This window comes from Hymenobacter sp. BRD128 (assembly GCF_013256625.1).
GTDB lineage: Bacteria > Bacteroidota > Bacteroidia > Cytophagales > Hymenobacteraceae > Hymenobacter.
Genome location: NZ_CP053908.1, coordinates 3,947,376 through 3,963,051, shown reverse-complemented (window position 1 = coordinate 3,963,051; position 15,676 = coordinate 3,947,376). Strand labels below are relative to the sequence as shown.

13 protein-coding genes are annotated in these 15,676 nt (G+C 59.9%); 10 read left to right on the top strand and 3 right to left on the bottom strand.

Features of this window, described 5'->3' with window-relative positions:
• Positions 1–209: 209 nt before the first annotated feature.
• A complete protein-coding gene (katG, locus tag GKZ68_RS17585; protein WP_173117073.1) occupies positions 210–2,519 on the top strand; it encodes a catalase/peroxidase HPI in 2,310 nt (769 codons plus the stop codon).
• A gap of 118 nt (positions 2,520–2,637) precedes the next feature.
• Here katG and ettA read toward each other — a convergent pair whose 3' ends face one another.
• A complete protein-coding gene (gene ettA, locus GKZ68_RS17580) occupies positions 2,638–4,305 on the bottom strand; it encodes an energy-dependent translational throttle protein EttA (protein ID WP_173117071.1) in 1,668 nt (555 codons plus the stop codon).
• Positions 4,306–4,597: 292 nt separating this feature from the next.
• On the opposite strand from ettA, the gene GKZ68_RS17575 reads away from it, so the two are divergent.
• The 3 genes from GKZ68_RS17575 (at position 4,598) to GKZ68_RS17565 (ending at position 7,011) form a co-directional block, all read left to right on the top strand.
• A complete protein-coding gene (locus GKZ68_RS17575) occupies positions 4,598–5,917 on the top strand; it encodes a DUF349 domain-containing protein (RefSeq protein WP_173117069.1) in 1,320 nt (439 codons plus the stop codon).
• Positions 5,918–5,995: 78 nt separating this feature from the next.
• The gene (locus tag GKZ68_RS17570) at positions 5,996–6,217 is read left to right on the top strand and encodes a DUF2795 domain-containing protein (RefSeq protein ID WP_068339058.1); all 222 of its coding nucleotides are present in this window, start codon (positions 5,996–5,998) and stop codon (positions 6,215–6,217) included.
• Positions 6,218–6,327: 110 nt separating this feature from the next.
• On the top strand, positions 6,328–7,011 hold the full coding sequence (locus GKZ68_RS17565; RefSeq protein ID WP_254244056.1) for an ABC transporter ATP-binding protein: 684 nt from the start codon (positions 6,328–6,330) through the stop codon (positions 7,009–7,011).
• Between the two features lie 58 nt (positions 7,012–7,069).
• On the opposite strand, the gene GKZ68_RS17560 is transcribed toward GKZ68_RS17565, so the two are convergent.
• A complete protein-coding gene (locus tag GKZ68_RS17560) occupies positions 7,070–8,281 on the bottom strand; it encodes a lycopene cyclase family protein (protein ID WP_173117067.1) in 1,212 nt (403 codons plus the stop codon).
• A gap of 136 nt (positions 8,282–8,417) precedes the next feature.
• On the opposite strand from GKZ68_RS17560, the gene GKZ68_RS17555 reads away from it, so the two are divergent.
• The 3 genes from GKZ68_RS17555 (at position 8,418) to GKZ68_RS17545 (ending at position 13,038) form a co-directional block, all read left to right on the top strand.
• The gene (locus GKZ68_RS17555) at positions 8,418–10,511 is read left to right on the top strand and encodes an OmpA family protein (RefSeq protein ID WP_173117065.1); all 2,094 of its coding nucleotides are present in this window, start codon (positions 8,418–8,420) and stop codon (positions 10,509–10,511) included.
• Positions 10,512–10,658: 147 nt separating this feature from the next.
• Positions 10,659–11,693 (top strand): PorP/SprF family type IX secretion system membrane protein, encoded by a 1,035-nt coding sequence (locus GKZ68_RS17550; RefSeq protein ID WP_173117063.1) that lies wholly within the window; start codon positions 10,659–10,661, stop codon positions 11,691–11,693.
• A 67-nt stretch (positions 11,694–11,760) separates the two neighbouring features.
• Complete coding sequence (locus GKZ68_RS17545; protein WP_173117061.1) at positions 11,761–13,038, top strand: SUMF1/EgtB/PvdO family nonheme iron enzyme; 1,278 nt, start codon at positions 11,761–11,763, stop codon at positions 13,036–13,038.
• 169 nt (positions 13,039–13,207) lie between these two features.
• On the opposite strand, the gene GKZ68_RS17540 is transcribed toward GKZ68_RS17545, so the two are convergent.
• A complete protein-coding gene (locus GKZ68_RS17540; RefSeq protein WP_254244055.1) occupies positions 13,208–13,921 on the bottom strand; it encodes a ComF family protein in 714 nt (237 codons plus the stop codon).
• 142 nt (positions 13,922–14,063) lie between these two features.
• On the opposite strand from GKZ68_RS17540, the gene GKZ68_RS17535 reads away from it, so the two are divergent.
• Genes GKZ68_RS17535 through GKZ68_RS17525 form a run of 3 tightly spaced genes read left to right on the top strand, consistent with a single transcriptional unit; the run spans position 14,064 to position 15,618 of the window.
• Positions 14,064–14,462, top strand: a complete 399-nt coding sequence (locus tag GKZ68_RS17535; RefSeq protein WP_173117059.1) for a carboxymuconolactone decarboxylase family protein — start codon at positions 14,064–14,066, stop codon at positions 14,460–14,462.
• Entirely contained in the window at positions 14,452–14,829 is a 378-nt protein-coding gene (locus GKZ68_RS17530) for a hypothetical protein (RefSeq protein ID WP_173117057.1), read from the top strand. Before GKZ68_RS17535 ends, GKZ68_RS17530 begins: the two co-directional genes overlap by 11 nt.
• Positions 14,830–14,844: 15 nt before the next feature.
• Entirely contained in the window at positions 14,845–15,618 is a 774-nt protein-coding gene (locus GKZ68_RS17525; RefSeq protein ID WP_173117055.1) for an exodeoxyribonuclease III, read from the top strand.
• Positions 15,619–15,676: the final 58 nt, after the last annotated feature.

Sequence of the window (15,676 nt, the reverse complement as noted above, 5' to 3'; positions counted from 1 at the left end):
TGTAAGCCCTTATCGAATAGCATGCAAAAGTCTTCGTGTACGGGGCTGGGCCCACCGCTTTTGCTAGACTGCTGCTGGCTTGCCGTGCGCTACTTGCTCAAAGCCAGCAGCCCCTTATTCAACTTACCTTCTACAGAGCGCTAAAGTAGCGTACTGAAGCACAGTACCAGCTACTTGGCTTATCTGAACTATTTTAAAAAAGCTTACCCATGCTCAATATCACCCACGACAAAACTGACACCAAGACCTTTGAGATGGGGGGCAAGTGCCCCTTCGGCGGCGACCGCATTGGCGGCGCGGAGGGCACGCCCCCTACCCTATCCGACTGGTATCCCAACCGGCTGCGGGTGGAAGTGCTGCACCAGAATAGCCCGCAGGCCAACCCGCTGGGCGAGGATTTCAGCTACACCGAGGCTTTCAACTCCATTGATTTAGAGGCGCTGAAGCAGGAAATCAAGGGCTTCTTGACCTCGTCGGTAGACTGGTGGCCCTCGGACTACGGCAACTACGGGCCGCAGATGATACGCATGGCCTGGCACTCGGCCGGCACCTACCGCATTGCCGATGGCCGCGGCGGCGCGGGCGAGGCGTTGCAGCGCTTCGCGCCCATCAACAGTTGGTGGGACAACGGCAACACCGACAAGTCGCGCCGCCTGCTGTGGCCCATCAAGCAGAAGTATGGCAGCTCGCTCTCGTGGGCCGACCTGATTGTGCTGACCGGCAACTGCGCGCTCGAAATTATGGGCTTTCCGACCTATGGCTTTGCCGGCGGTCGCCACGATGCCTGGGAGGCCGACAATGCTACTTACTGGGGCCCCGAGGTGATACACGATTTGCGAACGGCTGAGTCGCCCGACAAAATGGTGAGCCGCGATAAGCGCTGGCGCGGCCACAACGGCGACGCCGACTACGACCTCGAAAACCCGCTGGGCGCCACGCACCAGGCCCTTATTTACGTGAACCCCGAGGGCCCCTACGCCAACGGCGACCCGCTGGGCGCAGCGCGCGATATTCGTATTTCGTTCTCGCGCATGGCCATGAACGACGAGGAAACCGTGGCCCTCATTGCCGGCGGCCACGCCTTTGGCAAAAGCCACGGCATGGTGCCAAGTACCGAAATTGGCATGCCCCCCGAAATCGCGCCGATGGAGGCTATGGGCCTGGGCTGGCACAATCCCCGGGGCAAGGGCAATGCCGAAAACACGATGACCAATGGCATCGAGGGTAGCTGGACGCCCAACCCCACGCAGTGGGATAACGACTACCTCACCAATCTATTCAAGTTTGATTGGAAGCAGGAGAAAAGCCCGGCCGGCTCGCTGCAATGGACGCCCGTGGACCCTAGCGCCCCTAAAACACCCGACGCCCACATTCCCGGCCAGCTGAACCGGCTGATGATGATGACGACCGACATCGCGCTGAAGGAAGACCCGGAGTATCGGAAAGTGTGCGAGAAATTTCTGCACGATTTCGACGCCTTCACCCAGGCCTTCTCCAAAGCCTGGTACAAGCTGACCCACCGCGACATGGGCCCGCGCGAGCGCTACCTCGGCCCCGAAAAGCGCAACGAGAACGACCTGCTGTGGCAGGACCCGATTCCGCTGGCCGATTACGCCCCCATCGACGCGGCCGACGTGGCAGCGCTGAAAAAAGATATTCTGGCCTTGGGCGTGTCGGTTTCTGACCTCGTGTACACCGCCTTCTCGGCGGCCGTGACGCACCGCCACAGCGACAAGCGCGGCGGCGCCAACGGCGGCCGGCTCGCGCTAGCCCCGCAAAAAGACTGGGCGGTGAATCGCCGCACGGTGCCCGTAGTGGCCGCCCTGCGCGGGCTCATGGAGAAGTTTAACGGCTCGGCTACGGGCGGCAAGAAGGTATCGCTCGCCGACCTCCTCGTGCTGGGTGGCTGCGCGGCGCTCGAAAAGGCTGCCGCCGATGCGGGCGTGCCTACCCAGGTGCCCTTTACGCCGGGCCGCCGCGATACTACCCAGGAGCTAACTGACATTGAGATGTTTACCTGGCTCAAGCCCGTGGCCGACGGCTTCCGCAACTACCTCGACAAAGGCTTCAGCGACATCTCGCAGGGCGTGACGCCCGAGGAAATGTTTCTCGACAAGGCGCAGCTGCTGGCCCTCACCGCTCCCGAGTGGGTGGCGCTGACCGGCGGCCTGCGCGCGATGAACGCCAACCACGACAACTCGCCCTATGGCATCTTCACCGACCGCGTGGGCGTGCTCACCAACGACTTCTTCACCACGCTCACCAGCACGGAGTACGACTGGAAAAAGGCCGATGCCACGGGCATGACCTTTTCGCTCGAACCCCGCGAAGCCGGCAAGAAGGGCTTCATGGCTACCCGCGCCGACCTCGTATTTGGCTCCAACAGCCAGCTGCGCGCCGTAGCGGAGGTGTACGCCGGCCGCGACGGCCATAAGCGCTTCGTCAAAGCCTTTGTAAAGGTTTGGGACAAGGTGATGATGCTCGACCGCTACGACGTGAAGGAGGAAACCGCCTTATAGCATAAAGTAGCTGCACCCGCTGGGGCTACCTAGCCAAAAACGTGGCTAGCCTATCATGAAGCAAAAAGGCCGTAACGCAGGATTCTGCACCACGGCCTTTTTGTTTACCTTAAAATTATTAGTTCAACTTCTTATAGCGCACGCGCTTGGGCTCCACATCGCCGAGGCGCTTGCGCTTGGCTTCCTCGTAGTCGGTGAAGTTGCCCTCGAACCACACTACTTCCGAGTCGCCCTCGAAGGCCAGAATGTGGGTGGCTAGCCGGTCCAGAAACCAGCGGTCGTGGCTGATGATGACGGCGCAGCCGGCGAAGTTTTCCAGCGCGTCTTCCAAGGCCCGGATGGCATTTACGTCCAGGTCGTTGGTCGGCTCGTCGAGCAGCAGCAGGTTGGCGCCCTGCTTGAGCGTCATAGCTAGGTGCACCCGGTTCTTTTCGCCCCCGCTGAGGGTACCAACTTTCTTCTCCTGGTCGCCGCCGCCGAAGTTGAACTTGCTGACGTAGGCCCGCGAGTTGACGGGCCGGCCAGCTAGCAGCATGGTTTCGGTGCCGCCCGTGATGGTGTCAAACACCGACTTGCTGCCATCGAGCGAGTCGTGCTGCTGGTCGATGTAGGCCGTTTGCACCGTGGGGCCCACTACGAACGTACCCGCGTCGGGCGCCAGTTGGTCGGTTATCATGCGGAAGAGCGTGGTTTTGCCCGCGCCATTGGGCCCGATGATGCCCACGATACCGCCCTGCGGCAGCGAGAAGCTCAGGTTCTCAAACAGCAGCTTATCGCCGAAGGCTTTGCGCAGATTCTCCGCCTCAATTACTTGCGCGCCCAGGCGCGGGCCGTCGGGGATAAACAGCTCCAGCTTCTGCTCTTTGTCCTTGGCTTCTTCGCCGGCCAGTTTCTCGTAGTTGGCCAGGCGGGCCTTGCCCTTGCTCTGGCGGGCTTTGGGCGACATGCGCACCCAGTCCAGCTCACGCTGCAAAGTCTTGGCGCGCTTGCTTTCCGAGTTTTCTTCCTTGGCTAGCCGGTCGGTTTTCTGTTCCAGCCACGAGCTATAATTGCCTTTCCACGGAATACCGGTGCCCCGGTCCAGCTCCAGAATCCAACCCGCCACGTTGTCGAGGAAATACCGGTCGTGGGTTACGGCGATAACAGTGCCCTTGTACTGCTGCAAATGCTGCTCCAGCCACAGCACGCTTTCGGCGTCGAGGTGGTTGGTGGGCTCATCCAGCAGCAGCACGTCGGGCTCTTGCAGTAGCAGGCGGCACAGCGCCACGCGGCGCTTCTCGCCGCCCGAAAGGTTGCCGATGACGGCTTCTTGGGGCGGGGTGCGCAGGGCGTCCATGGCGCGCTCCAACTTGCTGTCCAGGTTCCAGGCGTCGAGCTGGTCGAGGCGCTCCTGCACGGTGCCCTGTCGCTCGAGCAGCTTGTCGAAGTCGGCATCTTCAGCTCCGAAGGCTTCGTTGATTTCGTCGTATTCTTTGAGCAAGGCCACGGTTTCGGCCACGCCTTCCTCTACCACGTCGCGCACGGTTTTGCTAGGGTCGAGTTGGGGCTCTTGCTCAAGGTAGCCCACCGAGTAGCCGGGCGAAAACACCACCTCACCCTGAAACTGCTTATCGACGCCGGCAATGATTTTCAAGAGGCTCGACTTACCCGAGCCGTTGAGGCCGAGCACACCAATTTTGGCGCCGTAAAAAAATGAGAGGTAAATATTTTTGAGAACTTGTTTCTGCGGGGGGTAAATTTTGCTTACCCCGGCCATGCTGAAAATAATGGTGGGCTGGTCGGACATGAGAATAGGCGGAAGGATGCGTGGAATTTCACAAAGCTACCGTGTAAAAGCAGCTTGGCTAGGCCGCGTCGGCCCGAAAAAAAAGTCGACTGCGGGGCCTCAAAATCAAGATTAACGCTTAAAGCCCCGCATGAACTGGCCTCATTCGGAAACCTAATGCCCGGAAGTACGTCCTGCTAAGCGCTCACAACCAATTTTCCGCGTAAACTTGTAATTCATTCCCCTATCACGTTCGGGGCCGACTGCCGCGCTCGCCGACGTTTTTGCCTCACTCTATCTTTCCCATTCCCCAATGGAACTCACCGACCACCCGCTCACGGAAGCTCGCCGCTATGGCTACGTGGAAGACGGGGGCGTGTGGCTGCGCCCCGTTTTGGGCCAGCCAGCCCGCCGCATCGGCCAGGTAAAAGACACCGACGATGATGCGCTGCGCTACTTCGCCCAGCGATACGAAGCCTTTCGGACTAAAATCGACGAGCTCTTGCAACGCCTGCAAGCTGCTGATAATCAAGGGTCTTTTCTGATGAAGCTGCTGCACCTGCAGGAGCAAACCAAGCAGCACGACGGCCTCGGCGACTACGAGAGCCTGCACCGCCGCCTCAAGGAGGCCGAGGAGCAGCTCAACGTATCGGTGGCCCGCAACCGCGAAAAGAACCTGGCCACCAAAATCAGCCTCATTGCCCAGGCCGAGGCCCTGCGCGATACCGTGGAGTGGATTTCGGCCAGTGAAACCGTGAAGGAACTGCGCCAGGCCTGGCTCAAAACCGGCCCCGTGGATAAGGCGTTGACTGAGGAACTGGAAACCCGCTTTCACGGCGCGGTGCAGAACTTCTTTGACCGCCGCAAAGCCTTCCAGACCGACCGCAAGGCGCTGGCCCGCCGCACCGTGGAGCGCTACCGCGAACTGGTGAACCAGGCTGAGGCGCTGAAAAACTCCGACCAGTTTGAGGCTACCTCGCGCCAGCTCAAGCAGTTGCAGACGGCTTGGCGCGAAGTCAACGGCACCTTGCCCAAAAAGCAGGCCGCTGAGCTGTGGACGAAATTCCGGGCCGCCAACAATCATTTTTTCGAGCGACTCAAAAAGCATATCGAAACCCAGCGGCCGCCCGAAGTGCGCCCCGGCGCCGCGCCCGGCTCGCCCGAGGAAAGCTTGCTGCGCAAGCGTGAGCTAGCCAAGCGCGCCGAGGCCCTCATTGCCCTGCCGCCCAACCAGGGCGTGACCCAGGCCAAAAACCTGCAAGCCGAGTGGAAGCAAAGCGGTGCGGTGCGCGGCCCCGAGAGCGACCAGCTCTGGCAGCGCTTCATGCTGGCCTGCGATAAAGTATTCGAAATGAGTGCTTTGGACTACTACCTACGCAAGCGCCAGGCCGAAGGAGCGGCCCCGCTAGCCCCCGCCGAGCGCGCCCAGGCCGCCACGGTGGCCCTACGCAAGTTTATTGAGAGCGACCGCCAGGAGCTGGCTACGCTCAAGGATAACCTGGGCAAGCTCAACTCTTCGCCCGCCAATGACCAGTTCCGGCAGCTATTGCAAGGAAAAATTCGCACCTTCGAGCGAAAAATTCAAACGAAAACGGAGCTGATTGCCCTTTTTCAACTCCCCATCACGGGCTAACCTTCGTTAGTATGCTTGCGTAGCAACCGAGCAGCTTATATTTAGCAACCTTTTTTCCCGTCTTTCCAATTTTCTACTATGTACTGGACTCTTGAACTTGCTTCCTACTTGGAAGATGCGCCCTGGCCCGCCACCAAAGACGAACTAATCGACTTTTCTATCCGCTCGGGCGCCCCGATGGAAGTGGTTGAAAACCTGCAAGGTCTGGAAGACGATGGGCAGCCCTACGAAAACATCGAAGAGGTGTGGCCCGACTATCCGACTAAGGAGGACTTCATGTTCAACGAGGACGAGTACTAGGTTAGTTACCAGTGAGTAGGGATTAGTTATCAATTGTAAATCAAGCACAATTGTCCACTGCTCACTATTCACTGTTCATTGAAAACTTAATCGCGGGGTACCCCAGCCGGGTGCTACTCCGCGATTTTTCGTTAGTACTACCCGCTGCGCCCACCTTCGTGGCCGTGCTGGGGCACAATGGCGCGGGCAAAACCACGCTGTTTCGGGTGCTCACGGGGCAGCTGCCCTACCAGGGCTCGGTGCGGCTGAGTGGCCCCGAGGAGCTACGCACGCTGCGCGCACCGGCGCTGGCCCGGCGGCTGGGCTACCTGCCCCAGCGCGGGGCGCTCGACTTCAGCCTGGCCGTGCGCGAGCTGGTGGTGATGGGCCGCTACCGCCACCACGGCTTATTTAGCACTTACGGGGCCCACGACTATGCCCGCGCCGACGCGGCCCTAGCGGCCGTGGGCGCCAGCCACCTGGCTAGCCAGGATTTTCGGCAGCTATCGGGCGGCGAGCAGCAGCTGGTGTGGCTAGCTCAACTCAGCCTGCAAGCGGCCCCGCTGTACCTGCTCGACGAGCCTACGCAGCAACTCGACGTATACCACCGGCGGCGCGTTTTTTCCTTATTAAGTGATTGGGTAACTGTTGAAAAGCGCACCATCTTGTGCAGCACCCACGACCTGGATAGCCTAGCCGAGATGCCCGGCTTTTTGCTTAATCTGTCGCGGCCCCGGCCGCCACTGGTGCCTATCAGTGCAGAAGCGGTGCGGGCCGAGCGGGAATTCTTAGAGCGCAAGGCTTCGCCGGGTTAAAAGGGGTTTCGCGAGGTGAGGCTGGCAGCAGCCTACCGAAAACCATGCGCAACCCCTTTTAACCCGCCGAGTCTTTGCGCTGCCCTGGCCGGCCGCGCAGCACGTGCGCGATGGAACGCATAAACGGCCCAGGTGCCACCGAGCTCATCACGCGCAGATTATCGGTCCAGCTGGTTTTTTCGTCCAGAAACCGGAAGATGCGCGCCACCGGGTTGCGCTCAAATAGCTGCCGGAAGATGTCACGGGTCATTTCGCCTTGGCGCTGCATAATGTCGAGCAACAGCGTGTCGAACAGGCGAAATTGCCAGCGGTCGCCAGTGAGGTCGGCCGGCGGCTGGCCAGTAGCCGCCAGTGCTGCCGCTAGCCGCGCCGACTGCGCCTGAATGCGCCGGAAAGCGTAGCCCGTGCTGGGCTTGGCCCGCCCGGCGCGGGTGCCCAGGTTGATGATGCGCGCCCCCACCCTAGCCGGCAGCGGGTGGTCAGTCATTGGAATAGCGCCCGTTTCTTCGGCCGTGATGCGATAATCAGCAGCAATTAATTCCAGGTTATTAGCAAGATAGTCAAGTAGCTGCGTCTCATATTCGGCCTTAGGCAGCACCCGCGCCGAGAAGAGCGTGTACTCGACCAGCGCGCGGCGCGGGCCGAAGGGCAGCACGTACATAAAGCGCGCCTCACGCTGCTGAGCGCTCCGAAAATCCATGAATTCGACTACTTCGGGGTCGAATACGTCGCGGGTGGTTTCAATCTCCCACCCTACAAAGTGCTGCAGCAGGTAGCGGTACGTATCGGGCCGGGGCTCGATGGCGGGTGGGCGGCTATCGAAGGCATAGCTAGCCGTGAATTCTTGGCCGGCCACGGTGCGAACCCGCACGCCACCAAGCGTATTTTCGAGGGTCAAAACCTCATCCCGTAGCACCGTAAACTGAGTTGGCAGGCTCGCCAATGCCTGCTGTACGAATTGGTAAAAATCTAAGCCCCGAATGGTCCGGTAACGATACCGGCCCAGGTCAAAAATCTGCGCGAAACCGGGGCTGCGGAAGACAATTTTCCTCCATTCACCCACCGCTAGCGCGTCGAACGGCGTGGGCTCATCGGCCCAGAACGACCAGGTGCGGTCGTTGCGGTTTTTGGCTTCAGGCTCGATGAGCAGCACGCGCTTGTTGGCCAGGCGTGGCTCCTGGGCTAGGTGGTAGGCCAGGCTCAGGCCGGCCGCGCCGCCACCCACGAGCAGGTAGTCATAGGCAAGCATAGATTTGGGGGCCTCGGGCATGGCACAAAGATGCGCCACACAATACGCTTTGCCGATTTAGTGTTAGGTTCGTAGCCACAAGTGTTTGGCTAGCTTCAAACTAGTATTTTTTTTAGTATTTCCTAGTGCGTTTTTACGCTTAACATTATCTTACGCTATGACCTTGAAATCGGTGCTCTTTTTTCTGCCGGCCGTGGCCATTGGCTGGCTGGCTGCCCCGACTGCCCAGGCCCAAACCGTGCTGTGGGCCGCGAAGGTGGAGGCCGTATCCTCCCAAAAAGCCAAAGGCAAGGAGCCTTTCGCGCCCGAAAAAGTGCTGGGCGAGCCCAACGCCCAGCCGCTAGGCCAAATCAGCAATGAGGCCTGGATTCCGGCCAAGGACGGCTCCAATGAGTTTATCGAGGTGCGCTTCGCTAAGTCGCTCATTGCCCAGCAAGTAACGGTAATTGAGAACTTCAACCCCGGCTCAGTCACCAAGATTGAGCTGGTTGACATCAAGGGCGAGCACCACGAGGTGTATACCAACAAAAACCCCGGCCCGCTGCCCGAGTCTTACCGCACGCTTCAAGTTAAGTTTAAGCCCGAGAAATACCGCACCATCGGCGTGCGCGTAACCATGAACACGGCCAAGGTGGAGGGCGTGAATCAGCTTGACGCCATTGGCATCGCCAACGTGGTAGTGCAGATGGTGAAGCAGGATTTTAAGGCTCCGACGAAGACCGATGTCGAAACTGTGCAGATGGACTCGACGCTTAAAAACCTGGGGCCCAGCGTAAACAGTCGCTACGTCGATACCCATCCCGTAATTTCGCCCGACGGGCGCACGATGTTTTTTGCCCGGCAGTTTCACCCCGGCAACGTGGGGGGCGCCCGCGACCCGCAGGACATCTGGTACTCGAAGCTGGTGAGTGGCAAAACCCAGAGCTGGAGCACGGCCAAAAACCTGGGCACGCCCCCCAACGGCCCCGAAGACCCCAATGGGCTAGCCTCGGTGTCGGCCAACGGACAGGTGGCTCTGCTCATCGGCGTGTATGAAGACGGCCTCATGCAGCCCAAGGGCTTTAGCCTGAGCCGGCACACGCCCGGCGGCTGGAGTGTGCCGCAGAAAGTGCCGATTGACAACTTTATCAACAAAGACCCCGAGCACATTGACGGCTTCTTGGCCACTTCGGGCAAGGCGCTGCTCATGGCCGTGGAGCGCCCCGACGGCCAGGGCGGACAAGACATTTTTGTGAGCTTTCCGAAACCCATTCCGGTGGGTGAGCAGCCTGACCCCAAACGCGTGACGCAGTGGACCAAGCCCATTAGCCTAGGGCCTAACATCAACACGCCAGGCGCCGACTTTGCCCCGTTCCTGGCCTCGGACGACCGGACGCTGTACTTTGCCTCGGACGGGCACGGCGGCTACGGCAGGAGCGATATTTTTTACTCGAAGCGCCTCGACAGCACCTGGACCAAGTGGAGCGTGCCGCGCAACCTCGGCCCGGTGGTGAACTCGCCCGATTTTGACGCCTACTACACCGTGTCGGCGGCCGGTGACAACGCCTACCTCGTGTCGACCCGCAACGGCACCGATGGCTCGAAAGATATTTTTCGCATCGCGCTAGCCCCCGCGTTCAAGCCCGAAGTGGTGACGCTGGTGCAGGGCAAGGTGCTCGATGCCGTGACCAAGAAGCCCATCCGGGCCATTATTCACTACGAAAACCTGGTGACGGGCGAGGAAATCGGCGTGGCTGAATCGTCGCCGGTCGATGGCTCCTACACCATCGTGCTGCCCGCCGGCGTGCAGTATGGCTACCGTGCCGAGGCCGTGGACTACATTGCCGAAAACGCCAGCCTCGACGCCACTGCCGCCGACAAGTACACCGAGAAAAACCAGGACCTGTTCATGGTGCCCTTTAAGGTGGGTCAGAAGGTAAAACTCAACAACATCTTCTTCCCCCAAAGCAAGTACTACTTGCAGCCCAGCTCGTTTCCCGAGCTACTGCGCCTGGTGAAAATTCTACGCGATTACCCGACCGTCGAAATTCTCATTGGCGGCCACACCGACAACCAGGGCGACCCGGCCCTGAACCTGAAGCTGAGCGAAGACCGGGTAGAAGCCGTGAAGAAATACCTGGTGAGCAAAGGCATTGATGCCAAACGCCTCACGACCAAAGGGTACGGCGGCACCCAGCCCATTGCCAGCAACGACCAGGAAGAAACCCGCCGCTTCAACCGCCGGGTCGAGTTTACGATTACGAAAAAGTAGTCCTTGACACAAATAAAATTTGCCATTGCGAGCGCAGCGAAGCAATCGCCCCGGAATAACTAGCGTTAGAACGAAACGGCGCGAACGACACGTTCTGGGGCGATTGCTTCGCTGCGCTCGCAATGACAGACGAAGGCCTACTTATTTATGCCCCATGCCGCGCGCAGCTTCTTTCTCCCCCTCGGGCTAGCCCTGCTAACTGGCAGCGCCGCGCAAGCGCAGGATGTTTATTTTTCCCAGGCTTACGCCAATCGGCAGGCCGATAACCCTGCCTGGGCGGGCATCGTGGACGACTACAGCGCCACGCTTGGCTACCGCAACCAGTTTCCGCAGCTAGCCGGTGCTTTCGAGACGGTACAGCTCGCGGCCGACTGGCGCCTGCCCAAGCCCGGCCTGCACCACGCGCTGGGCCTGCTCGTGAGCCAGGACCGTGCCGGCGGCGTGGGCTACACGCGTTTTAGTGCCGCAGCGCAGTATGCCTACCACACCCGCCTTACGCGCACGCTAGCCCTCAGCGGCGGCGCGCAGGTGGGCTACGGCCGCCAGCGCGTGGGCTACGACAACTTCACTTTTGGCGACCAGTACAGCGCCGACGGCAGCTACACCGGCGCCACGGCCGAGAGCCTAGCCGGCTTTCCGCCCATCAACTACTTCACGGTGGGCGTGGGCGGCGTGCTGTATGCCGAAGAGTTTTGGGTAAGTCTCTCGGGTCAGCATCTCAATCGGCCCGACCTTGGCTTTAGGCAGCAGGCAGGCCTGCCGCTGCGCATTTCGGTGACTGGCGGCTACAAGCTCTTTCTGCAAAAACCCGTGGGTGCGGGCAAGGGCGAGCAGCGCGAAATCAGCCTCACCCCCACTCTCAGCTACTCCCGGCAGGGTGGCTCGCAGCGCTCGGAAGCAGGTGCCTACTTCCTGGCCGACCCCGTGACGGTGGGCGCTATTTACCGCAACCTGGCTAGCCCCGACCTCGGCACCCAGCATGTGGTGGCGCTGGTGGCGGGAGTTGCCTTCGGCGATTTGCGCGTGGGCTATGCCTACGACGTGGGCGTGAGCCCATTAGCGAGCGCCTTGGGTGGGGCGCATGAAATAACTTTAACCCTGCGTGCGTTTGACAAGCTGGAAAGCGCCTTTCGCCGACTGAAAAGACGGAATTATCCAAAAGCCCCTTGCCCGGACTTCTGATTCTTTGTAATATTGCAACCAAATTGCTTGTCATAATCTATTAGCGCCCTCGACACATTCCTTTGTTATGAGAATTACCAACTATTTGGGCTTACTGGCCGCCGGTTCGCTGGCCCTGGCAAGCTGCGGCCACAAGGGGGCCCCTACGGCCACCAACCCGGGCAAGGCCTCCTCCACCACCGGCATCGAGTATAATACCGATGAGGGCATGAAAGTGACGGATTTTAAGAAAATCCCGACCGGGCCGGGCCTCGTCTACATCGAGGGTGGCCGCACGGTGCTGGGCTCGCAGGAAGAGGACGTAACCAACAACCACGACAACCTGGAGCGCACGGTGACCATCGCCTCGTTCTTCATGGACGAAGCCGAAGTAGCCAACATCCACTGGCTTGAATACCTACACTTTATCCGTAAAGACTCGTCGGAGGAAAAGTATAAGGCGGCCTTGCCCGACACCACCGTGTGGGCCCGCGACCTGTCGTTCAACGACCCCTACGTGACCTACTACCTGCGCTATCCCGGCTTCCGCTACTTCCCGGTAGTGGGCGTAAACTGGCTGCAGGCCGATAGCTACTGCGCGTGGCGCACTGCTAAGGTGAATGAAAACCTGGCCAAAGGCGGCGGGGGCAAGACCAAAGGCGGCGGCTTGTTCAAGAAGAAAAACAAGAAGGGTGACACCGGCACATCGGCCGAAGGCGGCGCAACTGCCGCTAGTGCCGGTGCCCTAGCCGATGGCAAGGGGGGTGCCTCTATCGAGAACGGCAACTCGCTGCCCAACTACCGCCTCCCCACCGAGGCTGAGTGGGAATACGCCGCTCAGGCCCTCGTAGGCACGCAGGAAGTAGGCAACGAGAACCAGGAAGAGAAGCGCATCTACCCCTGGGATGGCCGCTCGACCCGCAATCCCTATGGCAAAAATCAGGGCCAGTTCCTGGCTAACTTCAAGCGTGGCCGTGGCGACTACGCCGGCATCGCTGGCAGCCTAAATGACGGCGCCATGATTACGGAGTACGTATATGCTTATCCACCAAACGATTACGGCCTATATAACATGGCCGGCAACGTAAATGAATGGGTGCAGGACGTGTACCGCCCGCTGTCGTTCCAGGATGTAGAAGACCTCAACCCCTTCCGCCGCAACGGCGTGGGCGACGACGCCAAGAACTATGACACCAAGGGCTACCAGAGCCTAGTCAACGACCACGTGCGCGTGTACAAAGGTGGCTCGTGGCGCGATGTAGCCTATTATCTCTCGCCTGGCACCCGCCGGTTCATGGCTGAAGATTCGGCTACCTCGACCATCGGCTTTCGCTGTGCGATGATTAACGCCGGCACGAACAAGTAATCTGAACCACGGATTCGGCGGATTTTTCAAATTAACCAAATTTTACAGATGTAAAAAAGGCCGCCCAACAAGGTGGCCTTTTTTAGTTGCCTACCTGCAAATTCTTGAACGTTAATCGCCTACAAAATCCGGTTGATTTGAAATATCCGCCGAATCCGTGATTCAGCTACTACTCGGCGCAGGCGATGGTGGCGATGCTAACAGCGCGGGCACCGGCCGCCAGCAGGGCTGCGCCGCAGGCTTCGAGGGTGGCACCAGTCGTGAGCACGTCATCGACTAAAAGGATATGGCGACCCAGCACCGCCTGCGGCTCAGCTACTTCGAACACAGTAGCCACGTTTTGCCAACGCTCGGCGCGGCCCTTACGCGTTTGCGAAGCCGTGTGCTCGGTGCGGCGCAGGGCGTGGGCAGCGCTCGGGCAGGGCAGCGTGGCAGCCAGCCCCGTGGCGAAGGCTTCGGCCTGGTTGTAGCCCCGGCGCGCCAGTTTGCGGCGGTGCAGGGGCACCGGCACGATAAGGTCAAACTCGTGGCTAAGACCCGCATCAACTAGCTCGGCACCGTAAAGCTGGCCTAGCGCACTACCTACTTGGCTTTTGCCTTGATATTTAAGCTGATGCAGCAAGTGTTGCACCCGGCCGTGGCGCAAAAAGCGCAGGTAGCTAAGCGTGTGCTGCACTGACAGCTTACCCCAAAAGCGCCGAGCTAGCGGGTTTTGTGCGGGTGGCAGCAGGTGGTAATCAGTATAAGGCAGCTCGGCGCGGCAGCCGGTGCACAGGTGCACTTCGCCGGCCACCAGCGGTTCGCGACACGCCAGACACAGGCGTGGAAAAAACAGGGCTGCCAGGTCGGCCAGCAACGGGCGCAGTATCATTTCGGGTAGCACGGTGGTTAGGTAATCAGTTGCGGCTCAAAACGGGCCCAGGCCCGTCCTTTGCAACTCGCAGCGGGCTAGCCCGGCTAAGGTACTGCCCGAAAGCAGCCGAGGCAATTGCTGCTTCATTTTATCAATTCTATATTTTTAATCCGTGTCGCTTACTACCGACTTCAACGACTACCGCCAGCGCATGAACGAGCGCGTGCTATCTTATGATAATAAGGTAATTAAGCGGTTTTTCAACCTCGACACCAATACCTACGCCGCCGGGGCTATCGATGTCAAAACCAAGGAGATGCTGGGCCTGGCCTGCTCGCTGGTGCTGCGCTGCGATGATTGCGTGAAGTACCACCTCGGCAAGTGCCACGAGGAAGGCCTCACCGACGACGAGGTATTTGAGGTCTTTTCGATTGCCAACCTCATCGGTGGCAGCATCGTGATTCCGCACTTCCGCCGCGCCGTGGAATACTGGGAGGTACTACGCGCCGAAGCGGCCCTAGCCAGCCCCGCCGGCCACCAATCGGCTACCCGCCCACCCCATGAGCACTAATAATCAATCACTTAATATCGAAAGCGAGGCTGAGTTTAACCAGCGCTGGGACGAGCTGTTAGCTGGCATGGAGGAGCGCTTTGGGCGGCGCCCCGACCTCAATGCGCTGCTGCTACTCATTGGCGTGCAGGAACTGGGCCAGGGCGTAGCCGAATTTACCAAGGAGCAAAAACAGGACCTGATGCACATTGCGACCTGTAAGCTCTTCAGTATCAGCGGGCATTATGCCCTGGAGCACGTGGATGCCGAAGGCTGGCCGCACTACCAGCTGCTGAATCCGGTGCCTTTTGCCAATCTCAAAGAGCAGGAACGAATGCTAAAATGGCACATCCTTGAGTATTTCGATGCGCTTGATGACGAGCAGTAAACCAAGTAGTTAGCTTTGAAAATTGTTTCGTATAACCTCAACGGCCTGCGCTCGGCCTTGGGCAAGGGGCTGCTCGACTGGGTGGCTACCACGCAGCCCGACGTGCTGTGCGTGCAGGAAATAAAGGCCGGCACGGCTCCGCTCGACGTAAGTGGGCTGGCCGCGCTGGGCTACCGCGCCTACCTGCACCCGGCCCAAAAGCCCGGCTACAGCGGCGTGGCTACCTTCAGCCGCATCGAGCCGCTGGCCGTCGTAACCGGCTGCGGCGAAAGCCTTTATGATGGCGAAGGCCGTGTACTGCGGCTCGATTTTGAAAGCGTATCGGTGCTGAACACCTACATGCCTTCGGGCACGAGTGGGCCAGCGCGGCAGGCCTTTAAAGTGGCGTGGCTGCATTGGTTTCGGGCCTATGTAGCTCGTTTAAAGCAAGATGCGGCAGTTCGCCCGCTTGTTATCGGCGGCGATTTTAATTGCTGTCAGACGGCCATCGACCTGCACAACCCCAAAGCCAACCAAGCTAGCCCCGGCTACACCCCCGAGGAGCGGCAGTGGTTTAGGGAGATGCTAGCCGACGGCTTTACCGACTCGTTCCGGTACCTACACCCCGAGGCGCCGGGCCATTATTCGTGGTGGAGCTACCGGGCTGGCTCGCGGGCCCGCAACGTGGGCTGGCGCCTCGACCATCTCTTACTCGACCAAACGCTGTTGCCGCGCCTGCGCGGAGCCGGCCTCTGGCCCGATGCCGTACACTCGGACCACTGTCCGGCCTGGGTCGAGCTAGCTAATTGATTCTTGCAAAAATACAAAATGAAATACCCCTCCGCGCCTAGCGTGGAGGGGCATTTTG

What these genes read in the sequence shown, in the direction of transcription:
- katG (WP_173117073.1), top strand. Translation starts at nt 210, where the DNA reads ATGCTCAATATCACCCACGACAAAACTGACACCAAGACCTTTGAGATG.
- ettA (WP_173117071.1), bottom strand. Translation starts at nt 4,305, where the DNA reads ATGTCCGACCAGCCCACCATTATTTTCAGCATGGCCGGGGTAAGCAAA.
- GKZ68_RS17575 (WP_173117069.1), top strand. Translation starts at nt 4,598, where the DNA reads ATGGAACTCACCGACCACCCGCTCACGGAAGCTCGCCGCTATGGCTAC.
- GKZ68_RS17570 (WP_068339058.1), top strand. Translation starts at nt 5,996, where the DNA reads ATGTACTGGACTCTTGAACTTGCTTCCTACTTGGAAGATGCGCCCTGG.
- GKZ68_RS17560 (WP_173117067.1), bottom strand. Translation starts at nt 8,281, where the DNA reads ATGCCCGAGGCCCCCAAATCTATGCTTGCCTATGACTACCTGCTCGTG.
- GKZ68_RS17555 (WP_173117065.1), top strand. Translation starts at nt 8,418, where the DNA reads ATGACCTTGAAATCGGTGCTCTTTTTTCTGCCGGCCGTGGCCATTGGC.
- GKZ68_RS17550 (WP_173117063.1), top strand. Translation starts at nt 10,659, where the DNA reads ATGCCCCATGCCGCGCGCAGCTTCTTTCTCCCCCTCGGGCTAGCCCTG.
- GKZ68_RS17545 (WP_173117061.1), top strand. Translation starts at nt 11,761, where the DNA reads ATGAGAATTACCAACTATTTGGGCTTACTGGCCGCCGGTTCGCTGGCC.
- GKZ68_RS17530 (WP_173117057.1), top strand. Translation starts at nt 14,452, where the DNA reads ATGAGCACTAATAATCAATCACTTAATATCGAAAGCGAGGCTGAGTTT.